19 protein-coding genes are annotated in these 19,252 nt (G+C 29.1%); 17 read left to right on the forward strand and 2 right to left on the reverse strand.

Translation table 11 applies throughout. The annotated features are described in order from the left end of the window. Nucleotides 1–114: 114 nt before the first annotated feature. From AC4PG3_RS05940 to AC4PG3_RS05965, 6 genes are all read left to right on the forward strand, one after another. The gene (locus AC4PG3_RS05940) at nt 115–1,467 is read left to right on the forward strand and encodes an alanine/glycine:cation symporter family protein (RefSeq protein WP_492198136.1); all 1,353 of its coding nucleotides are present in this window, start codon (nt 115–117) and stop codon (nt 1,465–1,467) included. Nucleotides 1,468–1,743: 276 nt separating this feature from the next. Then, nucleotides 1,744–2,250, forward strand: a complete 507-nt coding sequence (locus tag AC4PG3_RS05945; protein ID WP_492198137.1) for an ECF transporter S component — start codon at nt 1,744–1,746, stop codon at nt 2,248–2,250. Between the two features lie 12 nt (nt 2,251–2,262). Continuing rightward, nucleotides 2,263–3,006 (forward strand): AIR synthase related protein, encoded by a 744-nt coding sequence (locus tag AC4PG3_RS05950; RefSeq protein ID WP_492198138.1) that lies wholly within the window; start codon nt 2,263–2,265, stop codon nt 3,004–3,006. Between the two features lie 401 nt (nt 3,007–3,407). Then, nucleotides 3,408–3,968 carry a hypothetical protein gene (locus tag AC4PG3_RS05955; RefSeq protein WP_492198139.1) on the forward strand — a complete coding sequence of 187 codons (561 nt, stop codon included), beginning with the start codon at nt 3,408–3,410 and terminating at the stop codon, nt 3,966–3,968. A gap of 10 nt (nt 3,969–3,978) precedes the next feature. Further along, complete coding sequence (locus AC4PG3_RS05960; RefSeq protein WP_492198140.1) at nt 3,979–4,359, forward strand: hypothetical protein; 381 nt, start codon at nt 3,979–3,981, stop codon at nt 4,357–4,359. A 17-nt stretch (nt 4,360–4,376) separates the two neighbouring features. Then, nucleotides 4,377–5,099, forward strand: coding sequence for a Cache 3/Cache 2 fusion domain-containing protein (locus tag AC4PG3_RS05965; RefSeq protein WP_492198141.1), 723 nt, complete (start codon nt 4,377–4,379; stop codon nt 5,097–5,099). A 136-nt stretch (nt 5,100–5,235) separates the two neighbouring features. Here the strand turns inward: AC4PG3_RS05965 and AC4PG3_RS05970 are convergent, their stop codons facing one another. Together AC4PG3_RS05970 and AC4PG3_RS05975 are read right to left on the reverse strand one after the other, a co-directional pair. Beyond that, nucleotides 5,236–5,943: a DUF421 domain-containing protein gene (locus AC4PG3_RS05970; RefSeq protein WP_492198142.1), complete on the reverse strand. Its 708-nt coding sequence runs from the start codon at nt 5,941–5,943 to the stop codon at nt 5,236–5,238. 15 nt (nt 5,944–5,958) lie between these two features. After that, nucleotides 5,959–6,657, reverse strand: a complete 699-nt coding sequence (locus tag AC4PG3_RS05975) for a DUF421 domain-containing protein (RefSeq protein ID WP_492198143.1) — start codon at nt 6,655–6,657, stop codon at nt 5,959–5,961. Nucleotides 6,658–7,006: 349 nt separating this feature from the next. Between AC4PG3_RS05975 and AC4PG3_RS05980 the strand changes: the two genes are divergently transcribed. The 11 genes from AC4PG3_RS05980 (at nt 7,007) to AC4PG3_RS06030 (ending at nt 19,185) form a co-directional block, all read left to right on the forward strand. After that, nucleotides 7,007–7,675, forward strand: a complete 669-nt coding sequence (locus AC4PG3_RS05980) for a response regulator transcription factor (RefSeq protein WP_492198144.1) — start codon at nt 7,007–7,009, stop codon at nt 7,673–7,675. Then, a complete protein-coding gene (locus AC4PG3_RS05985; RefSeq protein ID WP_492198145.1) occupies nt 7,672–8,685 on the forward strand; it encodes an ATP-binding protein in 1,014 nt (337 codons plus the stop codon). The genes AC4PG3_RS05980 and AC4PG3_RS05985 overlap by 4 nt, the downstream gene beginning before the upstream one ends. Nucleotides 8,686–8,910: 225 nt before the next feature. Continuing rightward, a complete protein-coding gene (locus AC4PG3_RS05990; protein WP_492198146.1) occupies nt 8,911–9,678 on the forward strand; it encodes an ABC transporter ATP-binding protein in 768 nt (255 codons plus the stop codon). Then, entirely contained in the window at nt 9,668–11,671 is a 2,004-nt protein-coding gene (locus AC4PG3_RS05995) for an FtsX-like permease family protein (RefSeq protein ID WP_492198203.1), read from the forward strand. The genes AC4PG3_RS05990 and AC4PG3_RS05995 overlap by 11 nt, the downstream gene beginning before the upstream one ends. Nucleotides 11,672–11,683: 12 nt before the next feature. Beyond that, nucleotides 11,684–11,800 (forward strand): DUF3955 domain-containing protein, encoded by a 117-nt coding sequence (locus tag AC4PG3_RS06000; protein WP_492198204.1) that lies wholly within the window; start codon nt 11,684–11,686, stop codon nt 11,798–11,800. 165 nt (nt 11,801–11,965) lie between these two features. Beyond that, the gene (locus AC4PG3_RS06005; RefSeq protein WP_492196315.1) at nt 11,966–13,357 is read left to right on the forward strand and encodes an ISLre2 family transposase; all 1,392 of its coding nucleotides are present in this window, start codon (nt 11,966–11,968) and stop codon (nt 13,355–13,357) included. A 265-nt stretch (nt 13,358–13,622) separates the two neighbouring features. After that, a complete protein-coding gene (rsgA, locus tag AC4PG3_RS06010; protein ID WP_492198147.1) occupies nt 13,623–14,702 on the forward strand; it encodes a ribosome small subunit-dependent GTPase A in 1,080 nt (359 codons plus the stop codon). A gap of 104 nt (nt 14,703–14,806) precedes the next feature. Beyond that, nucleotides 14,807–16,459 carry a hydroxylamine reductase gene (hcp, locus tag AC4PG3_RS06015; RefSeq protein ID WP_492198148.1) on the forward strand — a complete coding sequence of 551 codons (1,653 nt, stop codon included), beginning with the start codon at nt 14,807–14,809 and terminating at the stop codon, nt 16,457–16,459. Nucleotides 16,460–16,584: 125 nt separating this feature from the next. Then, nucleotides 16,585–17,073, forward strand: coding sequence for a spore coat protein (locus AC4PG3_RS06020; RefSeq protein WP_492198149.1), 489 nt, complete (start codon nt 16,585–16,587; stop codon nt 17,071–17,073). A gap of 229 nt (nt 17,074–17,302) precedes the next feature. Continuing rightward, on the forward strand, nt 17,303–17,923 hold the full coding sequence (locus AC4PG3_RS06025; protein WP_492198150.1) for a TetR/AcrR family transcriptional regulator: 621 nt from the start codon (nt 17,303–17,305) through the stop codon (nt 17,921–17,923). Beyond that, nucleotides 17,923–19,185 carry a cation:proton antiporter gene (locus AC4PG3_RS06030; RefSeq protein ID WP_492198151.1) on the forward strand — a complete coding sequence of 421 codons (1,263 nt, stop codon included), beginning with the start codon at nt 17,923–17,925 and terminating at the stop codon, nt 19,183–19,185. The genes AC4PG3_RS06025 and AC4PG3_RS06030 overlap by 1 nt, the downstream gene beginning before the upstream one ends. Nucleotides 19,186–19,252: the final 67 nt, after the last annotated feature.

A 19,252-nucleotide genomic window follows, 5' to 3' on the forward strand; every position in this document is an offset into this window, starting at 1 on the left:
ATTTTGTTAATTGTTTTAATAACCGAAAAATGGTTTATTTTTTTCCTAAAATCATATAATATTAATTAGACGATGATATATCAATGTCTAATTAATTGAAGGGAGAGTTGATTAATGGAGACTATAGTAAAGATTGTGGACATAGTAAATGATTTTGTGTGGGGTTACTTTTTAATTTTTGCACTAATGGGAATTGGGATTCTTTATACTTTTTACTTAGGATTGCCTCAATTTACTAAGATTGGGCAAGCATTTAAGTTTACCTTTGGTGGAGTTTTTTCAAATAGAGAAAAAACAGGTGATGGACAAATGTCTTCGTTTCAGGCTCTAGCTACAGCTATTGCAGCACAAGTAGGAACAGGGAACCTTGCAGGTGTAGCATCAGCTATTTCAACAGGTGGACCAGGAGCAATATTTTGGATGTGGGTTAGTGCATTATTTGGAATGGGGACTATATTTGGAGAAGCAGTACTTGCTCAAAAATATAGTGAAAGAATAGATGGGGAAACTACAGGTGGACCAGCATACTATCTGGCTAAAGGGGTTAATAGTAAGTTTTTAGCTGTTACATTTGCGGTTTTAATAATAATTGCATTAGGATTTGTAGGAAATATGGTTCAATCAAACTCTATAGCTGACGCAGTTAATTCAGCTTTTGGAATAAATAAATTTGTAATTGGGATTGGAATAGCTATTTGTGCAGGGCTAATTCTTATAGGTGGATTAAATCGTATAGCTTCATTTGCTGAACTTGTGGTACCTTTTATGGCAGCTCTTTATATAATTGGTTCAATAGTAATATTAGCTAAAAATAGTTCAGCGATTCTTCCAGCATTTAAAAGTATTTTTGTAGGAGCTTTTAGTACTCAAGCAATTGGTGGAGGTATAGTTGGTGTTACAGTTAAAGAATCTGTAAGATATGGTATAGCAAGAGGTTTATTTTCAAATGAAGCTGGTATGGGTTCAACGCCTCATGCTCACGCAGTAGCAAAAGTAGATCATCCAGCACAACAGGGTATGGTTGCAATGGTTGGAGTAATTATAGATACGTTTGTAGTTTGTACTTTTACAGCACTTATAAACATAGTTACTGGAGCTTACACAGAGGGTTTTGAAGCAGCAGCTATGACTCAAAAAGCATTTGAACTAGGAATTGGTCGATTTGGTGCAATATTTATTGCCATAAGTTTATTTTTCTTTGCATTTACAACTATAATAGGTTGGACTTTCTTTGGAGATTCAAATATAAAGTATTTATTTGGTAAAAAAGGATCAAACCCATATAAATTATTAGTACTTGCGTTTATAGTTCTTGGAGCAACTTTAGACGTAGGATTTGTTTGGAAACTTGCAGATATGTTCAATGGACTTATGGTTATCCCAAACATTATAGGACTATTGATATTAGCTCCACAGGCAAGAAAAATATTAACAGATTATAATAAAAATTATTCAAGATTATCATAAAATAGAAAAAGGATTTGCAGGAAATAAAGTATCAGTGTCTGTCAATAACATATACTGATATATATAAAATCAAGGACCAAAATATACTACTATTGTTATTTAGTGAAAAATAATTAATAGTAGTAATTGTTTTCCAACAATTGCTTTACACTGTCTGGTTAAGATTAAAAATTGATTATATAAAAGCAAATATGATATAATTGAGTTCTCCGAAACCAACTTCAGAAACAATTATAAACAGTTTAACACTAAATATAAGAAACGAGGAGTGATAAGATGAATTCCAGACACATGAAATCAAAAAGTACTACGGTTAAGTTAGTATACATAGCTACATTAGTAGCAATTTCATTTATAGGATCCTTAATAAAAATACAGGGTACTATAGCTTTAGACTCGATGCCAGGATTTTTTGCATCGTTATTTTTAGGACCAATAGCTGGAGCGTTGGTTGGAGGTATGGGGCATTTATTAACTGCACTTACAAGTGGATTTCCCCTAACATTACCTATACATCTAATTATAACATTGCAAATGGCAGTAGTTGTCTATATATTTGGACTAATCTATGAAAAAACAAATGGAGTAGTTGCCTCTATAATTGCTATTATTTTAAATGGTATAGGAACGGTAATAATGTTAGCACCTGTTACTACATGGATGGGTTTCCCATTAAATGGTAAAGCATTTATCTACGCTATGGCTGGACCATTAACTCTAGCTTCTGCAGTAAATATAATTTTAGCATCTGTAATATATAAAATAATGAAAGCTAGAATCTAGCAAGGTGATTATATGAAAATAAGAAAGCATAGGGACTTAACATTAATAGATATAAACAAAGATCAGATTCTAGTAGTTTCATGTGATTCCTCAGGAGGAATAGGAAATAAAGAAAATGATATAGTACAAACCACTCCTGAAATTGTAGGACAATTTACGGCTCAAGTTGGCCTTATGGAGATACTTGCTTTTGGTGCCCAGCCAATTACAATAGTGGATACACTTTCCGTAGAGATGGAGGATACAGGAAGAAGAATACTAGAAGGTATTAAAAAGGCTTTAGAACCTTTAGATTTTGATTTAGACAATGTAATTACGGGAAGTACAGAAGAAAATTTCCCTGTAACTGTAACAGGAATAGGTATAACAATAATAGGAATTATAAATAAAGATAATTGGAAATCACCTATGACAGAAGCTGGATTAATTGCTTCTGTAGTTGGAATTCCAAAGCTTGGAAATGAAGCATTAGATGATAAAGACTCAATAATGGATATACAAAGATTATTAGAGTTAAAAGAAAAGGAATATATAAAAGAAATCCTACCAGTAGGTTCAAAGGGAATATTACATGAATTAGAACAAATGGCTAAAACAAATAATATTAACTTTCAATTAGAAGATAATCAATTGATAGATCTTAAAAAATCTGGTGGACCATCAACCTGTGTAATTGTTTCAATGGAAGAAAATGAGTATGAAAAGTTTAAAAGTGAATTTTCTATACCTGTAAATAGAATTGGTAGATTTATCTAAGTAAAAGTGACATAGGTGACTGTTACTTAACTTATTACAAATATTATAGCAGGGATTGTTTGTTTTGGGGTCTGATTAATAATACGGCTGCTTGGTTCTCCTTAAATGGAAAATCAGGCAGCTGTATTTTTGTTAAAAGGAATTTTTATCAGGTTGTCTAATTTGAAAAGTAATATTAAAAGTGATGATGAAGAATTTGGTAGGATTTGTCAATTGGCCTGGGTTTACATTGATAAATATTCGGAAATATCTTATAATTTAGATTAAGAGTATATATTCAGACAAGCAGCAGATTAAATTATATTTGCATTTAGAAAATATAAAATAAAAAAGGGGGGAGTTACCAAAGGATATATATTAAAAGTATATACTTTTAATATATATCCTTTGGTAGCGATTGAATGAATAAAAATTTATTTAGTAAAAGGGGTACAAGATTATTAGGGCTAATGGCTTTTATTGCAACTGGAGGAGGCTTAATTATTTCAACAGCAGTTAATGAAAGAAATTTATATAAGACAGAAATTTTAATAATTTTTGGATGTTTTTTTGCCATAAGTTTAGTAGATCACTTTAAAAAATTAATAAAAAATGATGTAGAAATCAAATTTAATAAGAGAAGTTTATATATTTTAATATGTTCATTTATAGGTGTTACTTTAACATGGTTTATAAATCATAAGATGGGATATGGAGCAGTTATTGCAAATGGATTAGTAGGTGTAATGGCAGCTATATTTCTTCCAAATGATTTGGCTGGTATAACATATACATCATCCTTTGTTGGAATGAGTTCGTTATCAGTAATACCCTCTATGCTAACAGCCGCAATAGGAAGTTTGATAGTAGGATTAATTCTTTTGACTACTGTGGAAATTTATGCAGGTATTGGAGGCAAAGGTGGAACTACAGCAGCATTGTCTACAATAATTACGAAAGCAATAATAAGGATTTTTATTTAGGAGGTATAATATGGAAGAAGTGATTATTTTAACAATATCAGTAATTGCAGGTATAGCTACTTATATAGTATCCCATATTTTAAAGAGAGGGGCAGTTATTGCTTCAGCCATCATAACATTAGTATCGGGACTTACACTTCCATATTTTTCCCCTCTAATGGGTGGTATGTTGGCAACAGCTGCAGCCTGCGCTTCTTATGCTGGGATGATTTCTATTGAGAATGCACTAAATCTTCTAGAAATGTCAGTAATATCTTTAATGACTGGAATATTGTTTATAGCAGCAATAAATGCATACCCAGGTATTGGTGGAAGACTTGGAACAATAGCGGCGATATCATGTTTCGCATGGCTAGGTTTTAAGAAGGTGTTTGTAGGTTTAGATGAATAATACAGGAGGAACAATTTATGAAAATTAACAAAACAAAATTAATAGCATATTCTGGGATGATAGCATTATTAGCTAGTATGATTGTAGGCCTATTAGGATTTTCAAATAGTGTAAAAGACATCAATGTTGTTAAAAATCGATTGTTAAGAAGGCATGTTGAAAATAATATAAATTTAAAAATGAGATATGTTAAAGATACTTATGGCACATTAACTCAAGGAGATGGAACCTTGCTTGATAGGGATGGCAAAAGTGTAGAAGGTAGCTTTGAAGTTGTCGACAGTATATTAGAAGATGTAGGAGATAAGTCTACTATTTTTGTTAAAGTTGGAGATGACTTTAAAAGAATTTCAACAAATATTATGTCAGATGAAAACGAAAGGGCAACAGATACATTCTTAGGTACTGATCATGCTGCATATAAAACAGTAATGAATGGTAATTTGTATGTAGGAGATGCAGAAATACTAGGTGAAAGCTATTATGCCGCCTATCAGCCTATAAAAGATAAAAATAGCAATGTAATAGGACTATTATTTGTAGGTACTCCAACAAAAATACTCGATGATATGATAAATGTACATGAGGAAGAAATGAGTAATATTGACATATCTATTATTGTATTAAGGACTATTTCATTAGGATCATTAATTGCATTAGTCAGTATGTCAGTAATGGATACAGAATTTAATAGTACTAAAAGACAAAGACCAGATGAGATTTCTGACATATCTGAATAACTATTTATAAGTTTCTATAAAATATAAGGATCTAATTATATTTAATTTAATAATTAGATCTTTCTATTTTTAGTAGCTTTTTAACTGTATTCTTTGATTGATTTATATCCTAAAAATATATGGAAATGAATATATATTAATTGTTTTTTAAAATATATATTTTTTGGGATTTGTCTATAGTTCCTATGAAAACTTCTTTTATATCATTTACATCTTGCATTGCTAATTTACCCATAAGCCATTTTTCATCTATTCCTATTTTAGTTAAATTTTCTTGTATTAATTTACCTTCATTTATTATTATTAATGGTATTTCAGTGGGATTAACTGTAAGATTCATATCTTTAGGAGTGACAGGAGAATGAGGCTCATATTTCATAATACTTATTTGACCATTTGTTTCTAATATTGCATATTTTACTTCAGATATATCAAAAATATTTTTCACTCTTAGCTCAGATAATAATAGATCTATACTTATAAAGTGCTTTTTTAGATTCTTTAGAACTACTTTTCCATTATCAATTAGTATAGCTGGCTTACCGTTAAAGAAGAAGCTAAATTTCCTGTTTTTTAGTGATATGACACTAAATAATATATGCCAGAAAAATAGAGTAAATAGAGGGACTAACATATAAGTAAATGATACTTTGCCATCTAATAGGGGGGATACGGTAATAGCACCTAGAATCCATATTAAAGCAAAGTCATAAGTAGTTAACTGATTAACTGCTCTCTTATAAACTACTCTACCAACAATAAATCCTATAACTCCTACTATTAAAGTTCTAATTAAATATCCAAATAATGTAATTTCACTTATACTTCCAAAAACTTTAGGCAATTAAAATCCTCCCATTTAATTAATATATAATTTATTATCAGTAGTCAAAAGGCCAATGTAAACATTATTTATATCTAATATATTTTGTCTTTTAAGCTCACTATACACCCAGTCCAAGTCAAGATTTTTATCTTTTAATATTCTTTTATCAATAGTTCCTTCATATATTAAAATTTTAGATAATTCTTGTGGTGTTGTCTGAATACCCATAGTAGATTTAGTAATTGGCAATTCATTGGTATTTGATGCTACACTAAAATCTCCATGGGGTTCTGCAATTAAATAATCAACATTTTGTAAATTAAAAACATTTTTTTGCCGTAGTATAGAAAACATATTATCTATGGTGAGCATAGATTTCTTTAAATTATCTTTTTTAACTTTTCCTTTTTCAACTAATATAGTTTGTTTCTTAGAAGTAAAATATGGTGATGCTTTTAAATAACCATAAGAAACTAATAAAACTATGCTTATATAGACAATTGTTATAGCCATTGCATCTACTAGTCGAGATTTAGGTTGCACCATGCGTGAAGCAGCTATGTGACTAATTCCAGCAGCCACTAAGAAATTATATGGAGTTACAATGCCAGGTTGCCTAAAGCCTAGTGATTTATCTGCCAAGAACAATAGAAAATAAAGTATTGTTGTCCGTAAAAATAATTCTATGAAATTTAGGTCTTGCGCTTCAAAAAATAAATTTCTCCAATCCAAAAGAATACTCATCTCCTTAATAGTTCATCTAAACTGTATATAAGAATAACATATTTCTTTTATTTTTCCCTTCATATTTTTAAATATACAGTTCTTGCTTAATAAATATATACTTCTTAGACTAAAAATAAGGTTAATAACTATCCATATTTCAAAAATGTTACATAAAGACTTATTGAAAAATGAATATATTCCATCGGCAGATAATCAACATTGGATCGACAATGAATCGTTAAGAAAATAAAAAAGCATATTTTAGTTGAGGTAATATTTATTAAATGATGATTTTTTAGTATAATATATAATAAGTAGCTAAATAGCTTTAAGCAAGTTGAATTGGAGGATAGATATGCAAAAAATTATTATAATAGAAGATACTGAAACCATAAGAGAAGAACTTAAAATATTTTTATCTAAATATGGTTACCAGGTTGATACTCCAGATGATTTTAACAATATAGTTGAGTATATATATAAATCCAATGCTAATCTAATTTTATTAGATATAAATTTACCTGCTTTTGATGGATATCATATATGTAGAGAAGTTAGAAGAAACTCGGATGTACCAATAATAGTAGTTACAAGTAGAGATAGTGAAACAGATGAACTTATGAGTATAAATTTAGGTGCAGATGATTTTATCACAAAACCATATAATACACAAATACTTTTAGCACGTATTTTAGCGGTTTTAAAGAGAACTTCTAAAAGTAATCCTAGTGATGTATTAGCATACAATGATATGGAATTAAATCTATTAAATGGCAGTATTGTCTATAAAGGAAATACAGAGCAATTAACTAAGAATGAAATAAAAATACTCTCTTATCTTATAAAAAATAAGGGAACCATAGTATCGAGGGAAGAATTAATGGAATATTTGTGGAATTCGGATGTTTTTATTGATGATAATACATTGTCTGTAAATGTAACAAGATTAAGAAAAACACTTGAAAGCATAGGTGTAGAAGATGTAATAGAGACAAGAAGAGGTTTGGGGTATATAATGCCATGAATATAAAGGAGTATTTAAAAGAAAGATTTTTATTCATTTTTATAAACTTAATAGGATTTTTTATTTTGGCTTTTGTACTAGATATACTAGATATAAAAACTATTGTCATATTTTTAATTTTTATTATATGGTTTTTGCCTTTAACGATTTATATTAGTATAGAGTTTTTTAAGCATAAAAAATATTATAATAATATGGAAGAAATATTGCAAAGTCTTGATAAAAAGTACTTATTACCAGAAATCATGGAGAAACCAGACTTTTTAGAAGGAAAACTTTTTTATAATATATTAAAAGTATGTAATAAGGAAATGCATGAGCATGTAAATTATTATAAAAATCTTCAGTCTGAGTATAGAGAATATATTGAGACTTGGGTTCATGAAATTAAAACACCTATTTCATCAAGTATGTTAATTATAGAGAATAATAAAAGCCCTATTATGAATAATATAGGTCAAGAAATAAAGAAAGTAGAAGGATTTGTAGAACAGGCATTATATTATTCAAGAAGCAATGATGTCAGTAAAGATTATATAATAAAGAAGTTTGATTTATCAACAGCTATAAATAATGTTATTAGAAGAAACTCAAAGGACTTTATAAGTAGAAAAATAAATTTACAATTAGATGAAATAGATTCTGTTGTATATAGCGATATAAAGTGGGTACAATTCATAATTAATCAAATAATAAGTAATTCAATTAAGTATATTAAAGATAAAGAAGGTAACATAAGAATATATTCTACCAACAATAAAAATAATGTAGTACTCACAATAGAAGATAATGGAATAGGAATTTCAGATAAAGATATTAATAAAGTTTTTGAAAAAGGCTTTACAGGAGAGCATGGACGAAAATACAATTCATCTACAGGCATGGGATTATATCTTTGCAGAAAACTTTGTGACAAGCTAGGTTTGAAAATAAATATTGAATCTGAATTAGGAGTAGGAACAAAGGTTAATATAATATTTCCCTTAAGTGAGTTTAATTTGGGGATTTGAAAAGTGTAAGTTGAAATACTTACACTTTTTTATTCGAGTTTTTTGATAAATATGTAATAGGATTTATTTCAATGGGAAATGTATAACAAAAGATTATCTTACAAAAATGCAACTTTAATGAAAGCTAATTCGATATGTAATTTCTTAAGAATTCAATATAATAACATCATAAGATATACTGAGAAAAATTAGTAAGTTCAATGAAGTTGAATGGAGGATATAAATATGAAAAACATATTAAGAGTAGAGAATGTTGAAAAATATTATGGAAAAAAAGAAGTTATAACTAAGGCATTAGATGTTATAAGCTTCAAGGTAGATAAAGCTGAGTTTGTTGGAATAATGGGACCATCAGGAAGTGGTAAAACTACTTTACTTAACTGTATTGCAACAATAGACAATGTAACAACTGGTAATATTACTATAAATAATTATGAGATTACAAAGTTAAAATCTAGAAAGTTAGATAAGTTTAGAAGAGATGAATTAGGATTTATATTTCAAGATTTCAATTTACTTGATACATTAACAGGTTATGAAAATATAGCATTAGCTTTAACAATACAGGAAAAAAATCCAAAGGAAATAGATGATTTAATAAAGACGGTTGCAGAAACACTGAGCATTTTAGACATTTTAAATAAATACCCATATCAAATGTCAGGTGGGCAACAGCAGAGGGTAGCTTGTGCTAGAGCAATAGTTACTAATCCATCTTTAATATTGGCAGATGAACCTACAGGTGCTTTAGATTCTAAATCTGCAAGATTGTTACTAGAATCCTTTGAGAAATTAAATAGAGATTTGGAAGCTACTATACTAATGGTAACTCATGATGCTTTCACTGCAAGTTATGCTAATAGGATATTATTTATAAAAGACGGTAAAATATTTAATGAATTAGTTAGGGGAGATGACTCTAGAAAAGAATTTTTCAATAGAATTATCGAAGTAATGATACTTTTGGGAGGTGATATTGATAATGTATTTTAATATAGCTATTAACAATCTAAAAAAGAGCTTTAAAGATTATGGAATATATTTTATAACTTTAACATTAGCAGTATGTATATTCTATAATTTTAACTCAATGAACTCTCAGACAGTAATGAAAGATATTGATATAAATCTTTTAATTCAATCAATATCCTATATATCTATATTTATTTCAATTGTGTTTGGTGGATTAGTTATATATGCAAATAATGCTCTAATAAAGAAAAGGAAAAAAGAATTTGGAATATATACTACTTTAGGTATGTCAAAAAGAAAAGTATCTAAAATATTAACTTATGAGACTTTTATAGTAGGTATCATATCTTTAGGTGTAGGTTTATTAATAGGAATAATACTATCTCAAGGAATTTCAGTAGTTATAGGAAAATTGTTTGAGTTTGACATGGACGAGTATAAATTTATTTTATCTACCAATGCTATTTTAAAAACTATAATATATTTCGGTACAATGTTTATTTTAGTAATGGTATTTAATATAGTAGCTGTATCTAAACATAAGCTAATTGATCTAATAAATGCATCAAAGAAAAGTGAAGAAATAAAAACTAGAAACTCTATAATTTCAATTTTAATATTTATTTTATCTATAGTTACTTTATCAAGAGCTTATTATTTAGGGTGGAAGTTTGCATCTAATCCTAAGAGTATTAACTTTCCGCTATCCATAATATTTGGTAGTATAGGTACTTTATTATTTTTCTTTGGATTAGCTGGATTCACTTTATTTATACTAAAGAAAAACAAACAAATATATTTAAAAAAGCTAAATATATTTGTTATTAAACAATTTAGCAATAAAATAAATACAAACTTTATATCAATGGGAATTATATGTCTTATGTTATTTACTACTATAGTAATGTCTTCATCAAGCTTAAGTATTAAGGCTCAATTAGAAGAAGAGCTAGGAAAACTATCACCCTTTGATGCTAATATAGAATTAGGTATTAGAAGTGACAACCAAGAAGTAACGGATATAGAACAGGCTTTAAAAAAGGTGGATTTTAAGGTAAAACAAACTTATGAATATGCTGTAGTAGATATATATAGTACAAATATAAAAGTAGCGAACTTTTTAGAAGGATATGCAAACCAAGAGTTAAAAGAGAGATTTAAAAAATATGTTGGAAAATTAGGAACTATAGGGGTATCCCAGTACAATGCAATGAGAAAGTTAAAGGGAGATTCAACAATAGAACTAAAACAAAATGAAGTTTTATTGTTAACAAAGGATGAGGATGAAAAACAAGCATTAAATAATTTAATAAAAAGTAAAAATGAAATAAATATTCAGGGAAACAAATATAGTCTAAAGATAGATAAAGACCTAAAAGGTATTGAATATAATTTAATAGCAATAGTACCGGATTCTACTATTGAAAAGATGATTAAAAGTAATTCTACAATGTATATAAATAGTATAAATGACATTAATAAACAAGAAATAGAAGAAGATATTAAAGAGTTAAGAGAAAAATTTGCAAATATAGATTATAATTATGATGAAATCTTAGATAAATATGGCTTTATACTAAGAGCAGAAACCAAAATGCAAGTATATAATGAAACTAAAAATGCTATTGGAACAAGTTTATATATAGGAATGTATCTAGGTGTTGTATTTTTAATAGCCAGTGCTGCAGTATTAGCTATTCAACAGTTAACAGAAGCAAGTGATAGTGCAAATAGATATAAGACACTTAAGAAAATAGGTGTCTCGGATGATATGATAAATAAAACTATATTTACTCAAATTTTAATACATTTTATGGCACCCCTAATGCTAGCAATATCACATTCTATAATGGCACTAGCAATAGTAGGTAAATTATCAAGAAATGTAGGATTAGCTGTTCTTTTTAAGCTTGGGCCAACTATACTTATAACAGGTATTATAGTTATTGGAGTATATGGTTCCTATTTATATGCTGCTTATACTGGATATAAGAATATAGTTAAAAATGGTTAATGAAAAATAAAAATATTTGGAACATCGTCTGAACCATTTTTTCTTATTCCAATAGGAACTTTGTTTGCATTCATAGCTATTGTTTCAGTAGGAATAATTTATATAAAGTCTAAAGTGTCTAAAAGTTAATAGTCGCAGACAATGCAGTTAGTGAAGATACTATTATCCTTTCAACCCATGTTCTTAGTGTAAAATTACATTGGGGAAAATAATCAAAAATAAAATAAGAGCATTCCAAGATATGATAGTATATAGGTGTCCAAACCAAATACACATATAAAAGGAGATGCTCTTATGAATACAATTATACAACAAATTGTAGAAAAAATCATTGAAAGTACAAATAAAAACTTAGAAATAGTATTAAAAGAAGGAAAAGGAATATCAGACTTTGCAATAAATATAAAAAATACACTAAATGAAGTAGGAGTAGATCTAGTTTCTGGGGCGTTAGAAGAAATAGATAAAAGGGTAAAAGAAGATATTAATAGAAAACAAGACTGGATTGTAAAAAGTAAAGATAATGTAAAAAGTTTAGGGACAATATTTGGAGAAGTTAAATACAAAAGGACATATTATGAAAATAAGAAAACAGGTGAATACAAATATTTATCAGATGAAATGCTAGGAATAAAAGCACATGATAAGATAGATACATTAATGAAATCAAAGCTTGTAGAAGAATCAATAGATTCCTCTTACAGAAAAAGTGGAATTCAAGCTAGTGACAATCTAGATATAACAGGTCAAACAGTAATGAATACAATTAGAGAACTTGATGTTGTAGAAAACAATGTAATTCCAATAAAGAAAAGAAATAATGAAATAAAGCTTTTATACATTGAAGCTGATGAAGATCATGTAGCTCTTCAAGTAGGTAAATGTATAGAACCAAAGCTTGTTTATGTTCATGAAGGAAGAGAAAAAGTAAGTAAAGATAGATACAGATTGATAAATAAGAGAGTATTTAGTGGAGTATATAAATCAAGTGAAGATCTATGGCTGGAAGTAGCTGATTACATAGATGAAGCTTATGATATGGATAAAATAGAAAAGATATATCTTTCAGGAGATGGTGCAAGCTGGATAAAACAAGGAGTAGGATGGATAAATAAGTCTGTATATGTATTAGATAGATTTCATTTATCCAAGTATGTAAAGAAAGCTACAGCTCATTTACCACATATAACACATCCCCTATGGAATTATATAAATAGATTAGAGATAGAAAATGTTAAAGAGCTTTTTAAAATAATATTAGAAGAAACAGAAACAGATACAAAGAAAGAATCAGTTAAAGATTCAAAGAGATATATTTTAAACAACTGGGAAGGGATTAAAAATCAGTATAACGATGATTATATAGGCTGCAGTGCAGAAGGTCACATAAGTCATATATTATCAGATAGACTAAGTTCTAGACCTCTTGGATGGTGTGAAGTTGGAGTCAATCAAATGTCAAGATTGAGGGCTTTTAAGGCTAACGGTGGAAATGTATATGAACTATTTAATCAGAGAAGAAAACAGCAGTTAAAAAAAGAAAGAATACTAAAATTAGAAAAGAGAAATATTAGTAAAAAAATAATATCTAAAACAGCAAATGAGGTTATTGGTAACATACCTCTATTAGCTGATGGTAGAAATACTGGCTTAAACACTATACTTAAGTCCTTTAGAGGAGCCTAAGTTTAATACATAAATATATGAAGATGCTTTTATTTATAAAACCCAAAGTAACTTGACACTATCACCCATGTTGAGAAAGTTGTATTTTGAGAGTTTTCGTGATAAAATACTGATAAATTTTAAAAAATAAATAAATTTAAAGGAGATATAGATTTATGTTTATATATGAAATGATGGAGATTGTAGCAAGCTGGGAGGTTTGCGTAAATTAATTTCTACAATAACCTCCCATAAGTTATAAATATAACTTTTAGGAGGATGAAAAATGGATAGAGTAGATATAAAAAAAATAGGATTCACAGATAAGCTTGCAGCTGAAGCTGAATTATATGATGGACTTTATATAGGTCGTGTTTTTTCTCAATATAAGGATATTTATAAGGTTATGTGTGAAAATGGTGAGCTAATGGCAGAGGTTTCCGGTAAGTTTAGATTTGAAGCAAAATTGCAATCTGATTTCCCAGCAGTTGGTGATTTTGTTATGCTTGATCGGGATGAGAATGTAACTGGCAATGCAATTATTCATCATGTACTTTCAAGGAAAAGTGCTTTTATTAGAAAAGCAGCTGGAACATCAAATGTTGAGCAGGTTGTTGCTAGTAATATTGATATGGTTTTCATATGTATGTCTCTTAATAAGGATTTTAATTTGCGTAGATTAGAGCGTTATCTATCTATTGGTTGGGATAGTGGAGCGATTCCTGTTGTTGTTCTAACTAAAGCAGATCTATGTGATGATGTGGAGCAACGACTCTACGAAGTGGAGGCTATTTCTATTGGTGCAGATGTTTTAGTTACTTCAGCCACCCAAGAGCACAGTTATTATCGGGTAATGGAATATATAAAAGAAAGTCAAACCGTTGCGTTTATCGGTTCTTCAGGGGTAGGCAAATCTACAATTATTAATTGTATAATAGGAGAAAAGAGACTGAAAACTAATGGCTTGAGAAATGATGATCAAGGAAAACACACCACCACAAGGCGTGAGCTTATTGTGTTAGAAAGTGGAGGTATGGTTATTGATACTCCTGGCATGAGAGAACTTGGATTGGAAAATACTGATTTATCTATGGCGTTTTCGGATATCGAGGAACTTGCATCTATGTGTAGATTTAATGATTGTACTCACACTGGGGAGCCAGGTTGTGCAGTACAAGAAGCTATTTGTAATGGTATTCTTGATATGAAGAGATTTTCAAACTATGAAAAACTTAAAAAAGAGGCAAAGTATGAAGGACTTACGTTTAAACAAATTGAAACCACAAAAATGAACGAAATGTTTAGAAATGTAGGTGGCATGAAGAATGCTCGAAGATTTTTGAAAGAAAAGTATAAGGGCAAATAAAATTTATTCTTTTTTCAACTCTTAATTTAAGGTTATTTTTGGTTAATATGGTTAATATAATAATATCATTTTTGTCAATATTAAATTATTTAAGAGGTGAAAAAGTGGATAATGTAATGTTTTGTTATCAATGTGAGCAAACTATGGGAGGAAAGGGTTGTACAAAGCAAGGAGTATGCGGAAAAACTTCAGAAGTGGCTAATCTACAAGATTTACTAATATATCAACTAAAAGGAATATCATGCTATGCAAAACCCTTAATAGAAAAAGGGGAGACAATTGACAAGGAGATTGTAGAATTTGTAGAAAATGTTTTATTTACTACTTTAACTAATGTAAACTTTGATGTAGAGGCTCATGTAAAACTACTAAAAGAGTCCCAGAAGATAAAAGAATTTATAAGAAAAAAAGCACCAAAGGGAGACTATCATCATTCAGCTACATATAATCTTAGTGATACTAAAGAAGATATGTTAAAAGATTCAGTAATAGCTGGGATTATGTATGATAAAGATCTTGATGAAGATATTAGGTCTTTAAGATGGACAATAATTTATGGATTAAAAGGTATAAGTGCCTATGGACATCAAGCAAGATTTATTAATTATCATAGTGATCAAGTGGATAATTTTTATTTTATAGGATTAGAAGCTACTACAAATGATAAATTAACCCTTGAAGATCTTATTCGTATGACAATGAGAACAGGAGAAATGAGTATAGAAGTAATGAGAGTATTGGACGAAGCTAATACTGAGACATATGGAAATCCATCTTCAAATAAAGTCAATGTAAATATCAAGAAAGGTCCATTTATAATTGTATCTGGACATGATTTAAGAGATTTAGAAATGATACTTGAACAAACAGAGGGAAAGGGAATTAATGTTTATACCCATGGTGAGATGTTACCATGTCATGGATATCCGTTGCTAAAAAGATATAGACATTTAGTAGGAAATTATGGTTCAACTTGGCAAAATCAACAAAAAGAATTTAATGATATTCCAGGATGTATTTTAATGACTACTAATTGTTTAATGAGGCCAAGGGGATCATATAAAGATAGAATATTTACTACAAATGTTGTAGGATGGGATGGAGTCAAAAATATAAAAGTAAATGAAGATGGTACAAAGGATTTTAGTGAAATCATAGATAAAGCATTAGAATTAGGTGGATTTAGAGAAGGAGAAGAAGAAAAAGAAATTTTAGTAGGATTCGGACACAATGAAACCCTATCTTATGCTGAAGCCATAGTAAATGCAGTAAAGGAAGGGGAAATCAAACATTTCTTCTTAATTGGAGGATGTGATGGTGCTAAACCAGGAAGAAACTATTATACTGAATTTGCTCAAAAAGTTCCCAAAGATTGTATAATCCTTACATTAGCTTGTGGTAAGTATAGATTTAATAAGCTAGATTTCGGAACAGTAGTAGGATTACCTAGATTATTAGATGTAGGACAATGTAATGATGTATACTCGGCTATTAGAATTGCTTCATCTCTTGCAGATGCATTTGATACAGATGTAAATCATCTTCCCCTTACTATAGTGCTTTCTTGGTATGAGCAAAAAGCTGTAGCAGATTTATTAGCATTATTGTCCCTTGGAATAAAAGATATGTTTTTAGGACCAAGTTTACCAGCTTTTATATCTCCAAATGTATTTCAATATTTAGTAGACACCTTCAATATAAAGCCCATTAGTACTCCAGAGGATGATTTAAAAAGTTCACTTAAACAATTGAATTAAGATTGCTAGAAATATTAACTTAGCGAATTGATTTAATTACAATATAATATAAAGCTACTAGGAGTTTAAAATGATTGAATAATAATAACTAGATTTGGAATGATATCTTTTAGGAGGTGTTTTTAATGAATAAAATCAATTTATCACAAAAAGAAAGAATGCTATTAGAAGATCAAAAAAGCCATGAAGAGATATGTATCCAAAAGTATACTAATTATTCTAATCAAGCTCAAGATCCAGAATTAAAGCAATTACTTAAAACCTATGCGCAGGAAGAACAGCAACACTATGATACAATTAATCAAATTTTATCTGGAACTGTCCCAAATATGAATCAACAAGGGCAGCAGCAAAATACACAAATAAGTCAAAGTGGGCAAAATAATTCGCAAAGTACAGGTACTGCAGGTATGTATAATAGCAATGATGCTTCACTTTGTGCTGACTTACTTATGGCTGAGAAGTATATATCTGGAACATATAATACAACAATTTTTGAATGTACAGATACAAATTTACGTAACACACTTAACCACATACAAAAAGAAGAACAGCAGCATGGAGAAGGGATTTTCAATTACATGCAAAGCAGAGGAATGTATAATGTAAAATAATTAGGAGCAAACATAGTTAGTTACTAAAAACCAACAGTTTTATACTGTTGGTTTTTAAATGTGTAGTTTAGTATTCATTATTAAAGGAAAATATAGTGTGACAGAAATACAATATTTCAAAGTTTATATGAAATATTTACCAATAAGATAATGTTGACCGACAAGTCTATTTATGTTAGTATAATAATATTGACTTGCTGGTCAATATTATTATACAGAGGTGAAAAGTTTGAAAAGGGAAGAAAAAAACTTACTTACTAAGCAAAAAATAATCAATAGTGCGATAGTAGAGTTTGGAACTAATAGTTATACAGAAGCATCCTTAAATTCAATTTGTAAAAATGGCAATATATCAAAAGGAATAATTTATCACTATTTCAAAGATAAAGATGATTTATATTTAGTTTGTGTTAGTGAATGTTTTAAAAGTTTTACTACTTTCCTTAGTAGCAAAAAAAACTTACTAGATAATTTTGAAGAAGATATGAAGGCATATCTTGATATGCGGTATCAATTCTTTAGTGAAAATCCTTATTTTAGAAATATATTTGCAAGTGCGGTGCTACAACCACCGAAGCATTTGGTGGAAGAAATAAAGAAAATAAAATCAGAATTAGATAGGTTTAATGTAAATTATTTTAAACAATCTCTTGAAAATATAAACTTAAAAAGTGATATTTGTAATGAAGATGCCATTGAATATTTTTTGATGTTTCAGGAAGGGTTTAATAATTATTTTCATAATGGAATCTTTCAAGATTATAGAAAATCATTTGATGATCATGAGATTAAATTAAGCAAGATATTAAAAATTATGCTTTACGGTATAGCAAAGGAGAAGATAGAATAATGATTAGACTAATAACAAGATTTTTAATAACAATTGTTATTGCATTTTTTATGGGTAAACTTGTATCTAGGATAAAGCTTCCTGCTATTTTAGGTTGGCTTTTAACAGGTATGATTTTAGGGCCTAATGCAATAGGTATAGTAGATGAAACACTATTAAATGCTGGCTGGTATCAAACTATTCTATATACTTTAGAGTGTAGTGTAGGTCTTATGATTGGTACAGAGCTTGTATTTAAAAAGCTAAAGAAATCTGGCAAGCAAATTCTTATAACAACTATGACTCAATCTCTAGGAACTTTTTTTGTAGTAACATTGTGCTTTGGAACAATTTTTTATTTTATAGGTGTACCATTATATGTGGCTTTTATCTTTGGAGGAATTGCACTTGCAACAGCTCCAGCTCCTACTTTATCTATAGTCAAAGAATTTAAAACAGATGGTCCAGTAACTAGGACTTTAATTCCTATGGCGGCTCTTGATGATATTGTTGCAATTATTGTTTTCTTTAGTGTCATTACACTTATTACTGCTAGAAATTCAAATCTATCAGTTCCATTATATTTGATACTAAGTATAATGATATTATTGCCAATTCTAATAGGAGTAGCAGTTGGATTACTTGGAGGAGTTGTGCTTAAAAAGGAATACTCTAAAAAGACAACATTAATTCTTACAGGTATATTTATATTGTTGGCTTCAGGTGTAGGATTTATTTTCAATAATATGATTTTACCACAGCCTGTACTTAATTTTATGCTTATAGGTATGGCTTTTTCTGCTACTTTTGCGAATATGGTATCTGAAGAGAGACTGACACAGATAATGGATGTTTTTAACCCAATTTTAGGAATATCCATGATTATAGTTATTCTAAATCTTGGGGCACCACTTGATTATCACTTAATCATAGATGCAGGAATTTTTACAGTAATATATATAGTTTCCAGGGCAATAGGTAAATATGTAGGTGCTTTTATAGGAGCAAAAATGACAGGTTTACCAAAGACTGTGCAGAAATATTTAGGACTTACACTATTGCCTCATTCTGGAGTTTCTCTTATTTTTACAGGGATTGCAGTTACATCATTAAATGCTTTTGATCCGGTTTCTGGAAATATAATTCAAGGTACAATTGCAGCAGCTGCTGTTATTAATGAGGTTATAGCAGTTATTATATCCAGAAATGCTTTTAAATGGGCTGGGGAGCTTGAAGAAATGTCAAATATAAACAATAGTACTACTACTGTTAGTTATCAGTAATTAGTGGTGAATTAGAAAAAACTCCTCTAGAAGTATAATTTGATTAACTTCTAGAGGAGTTTTTAGT

The organism is Tissierella sp. QWL-11 (assembly GCF_058683765.1).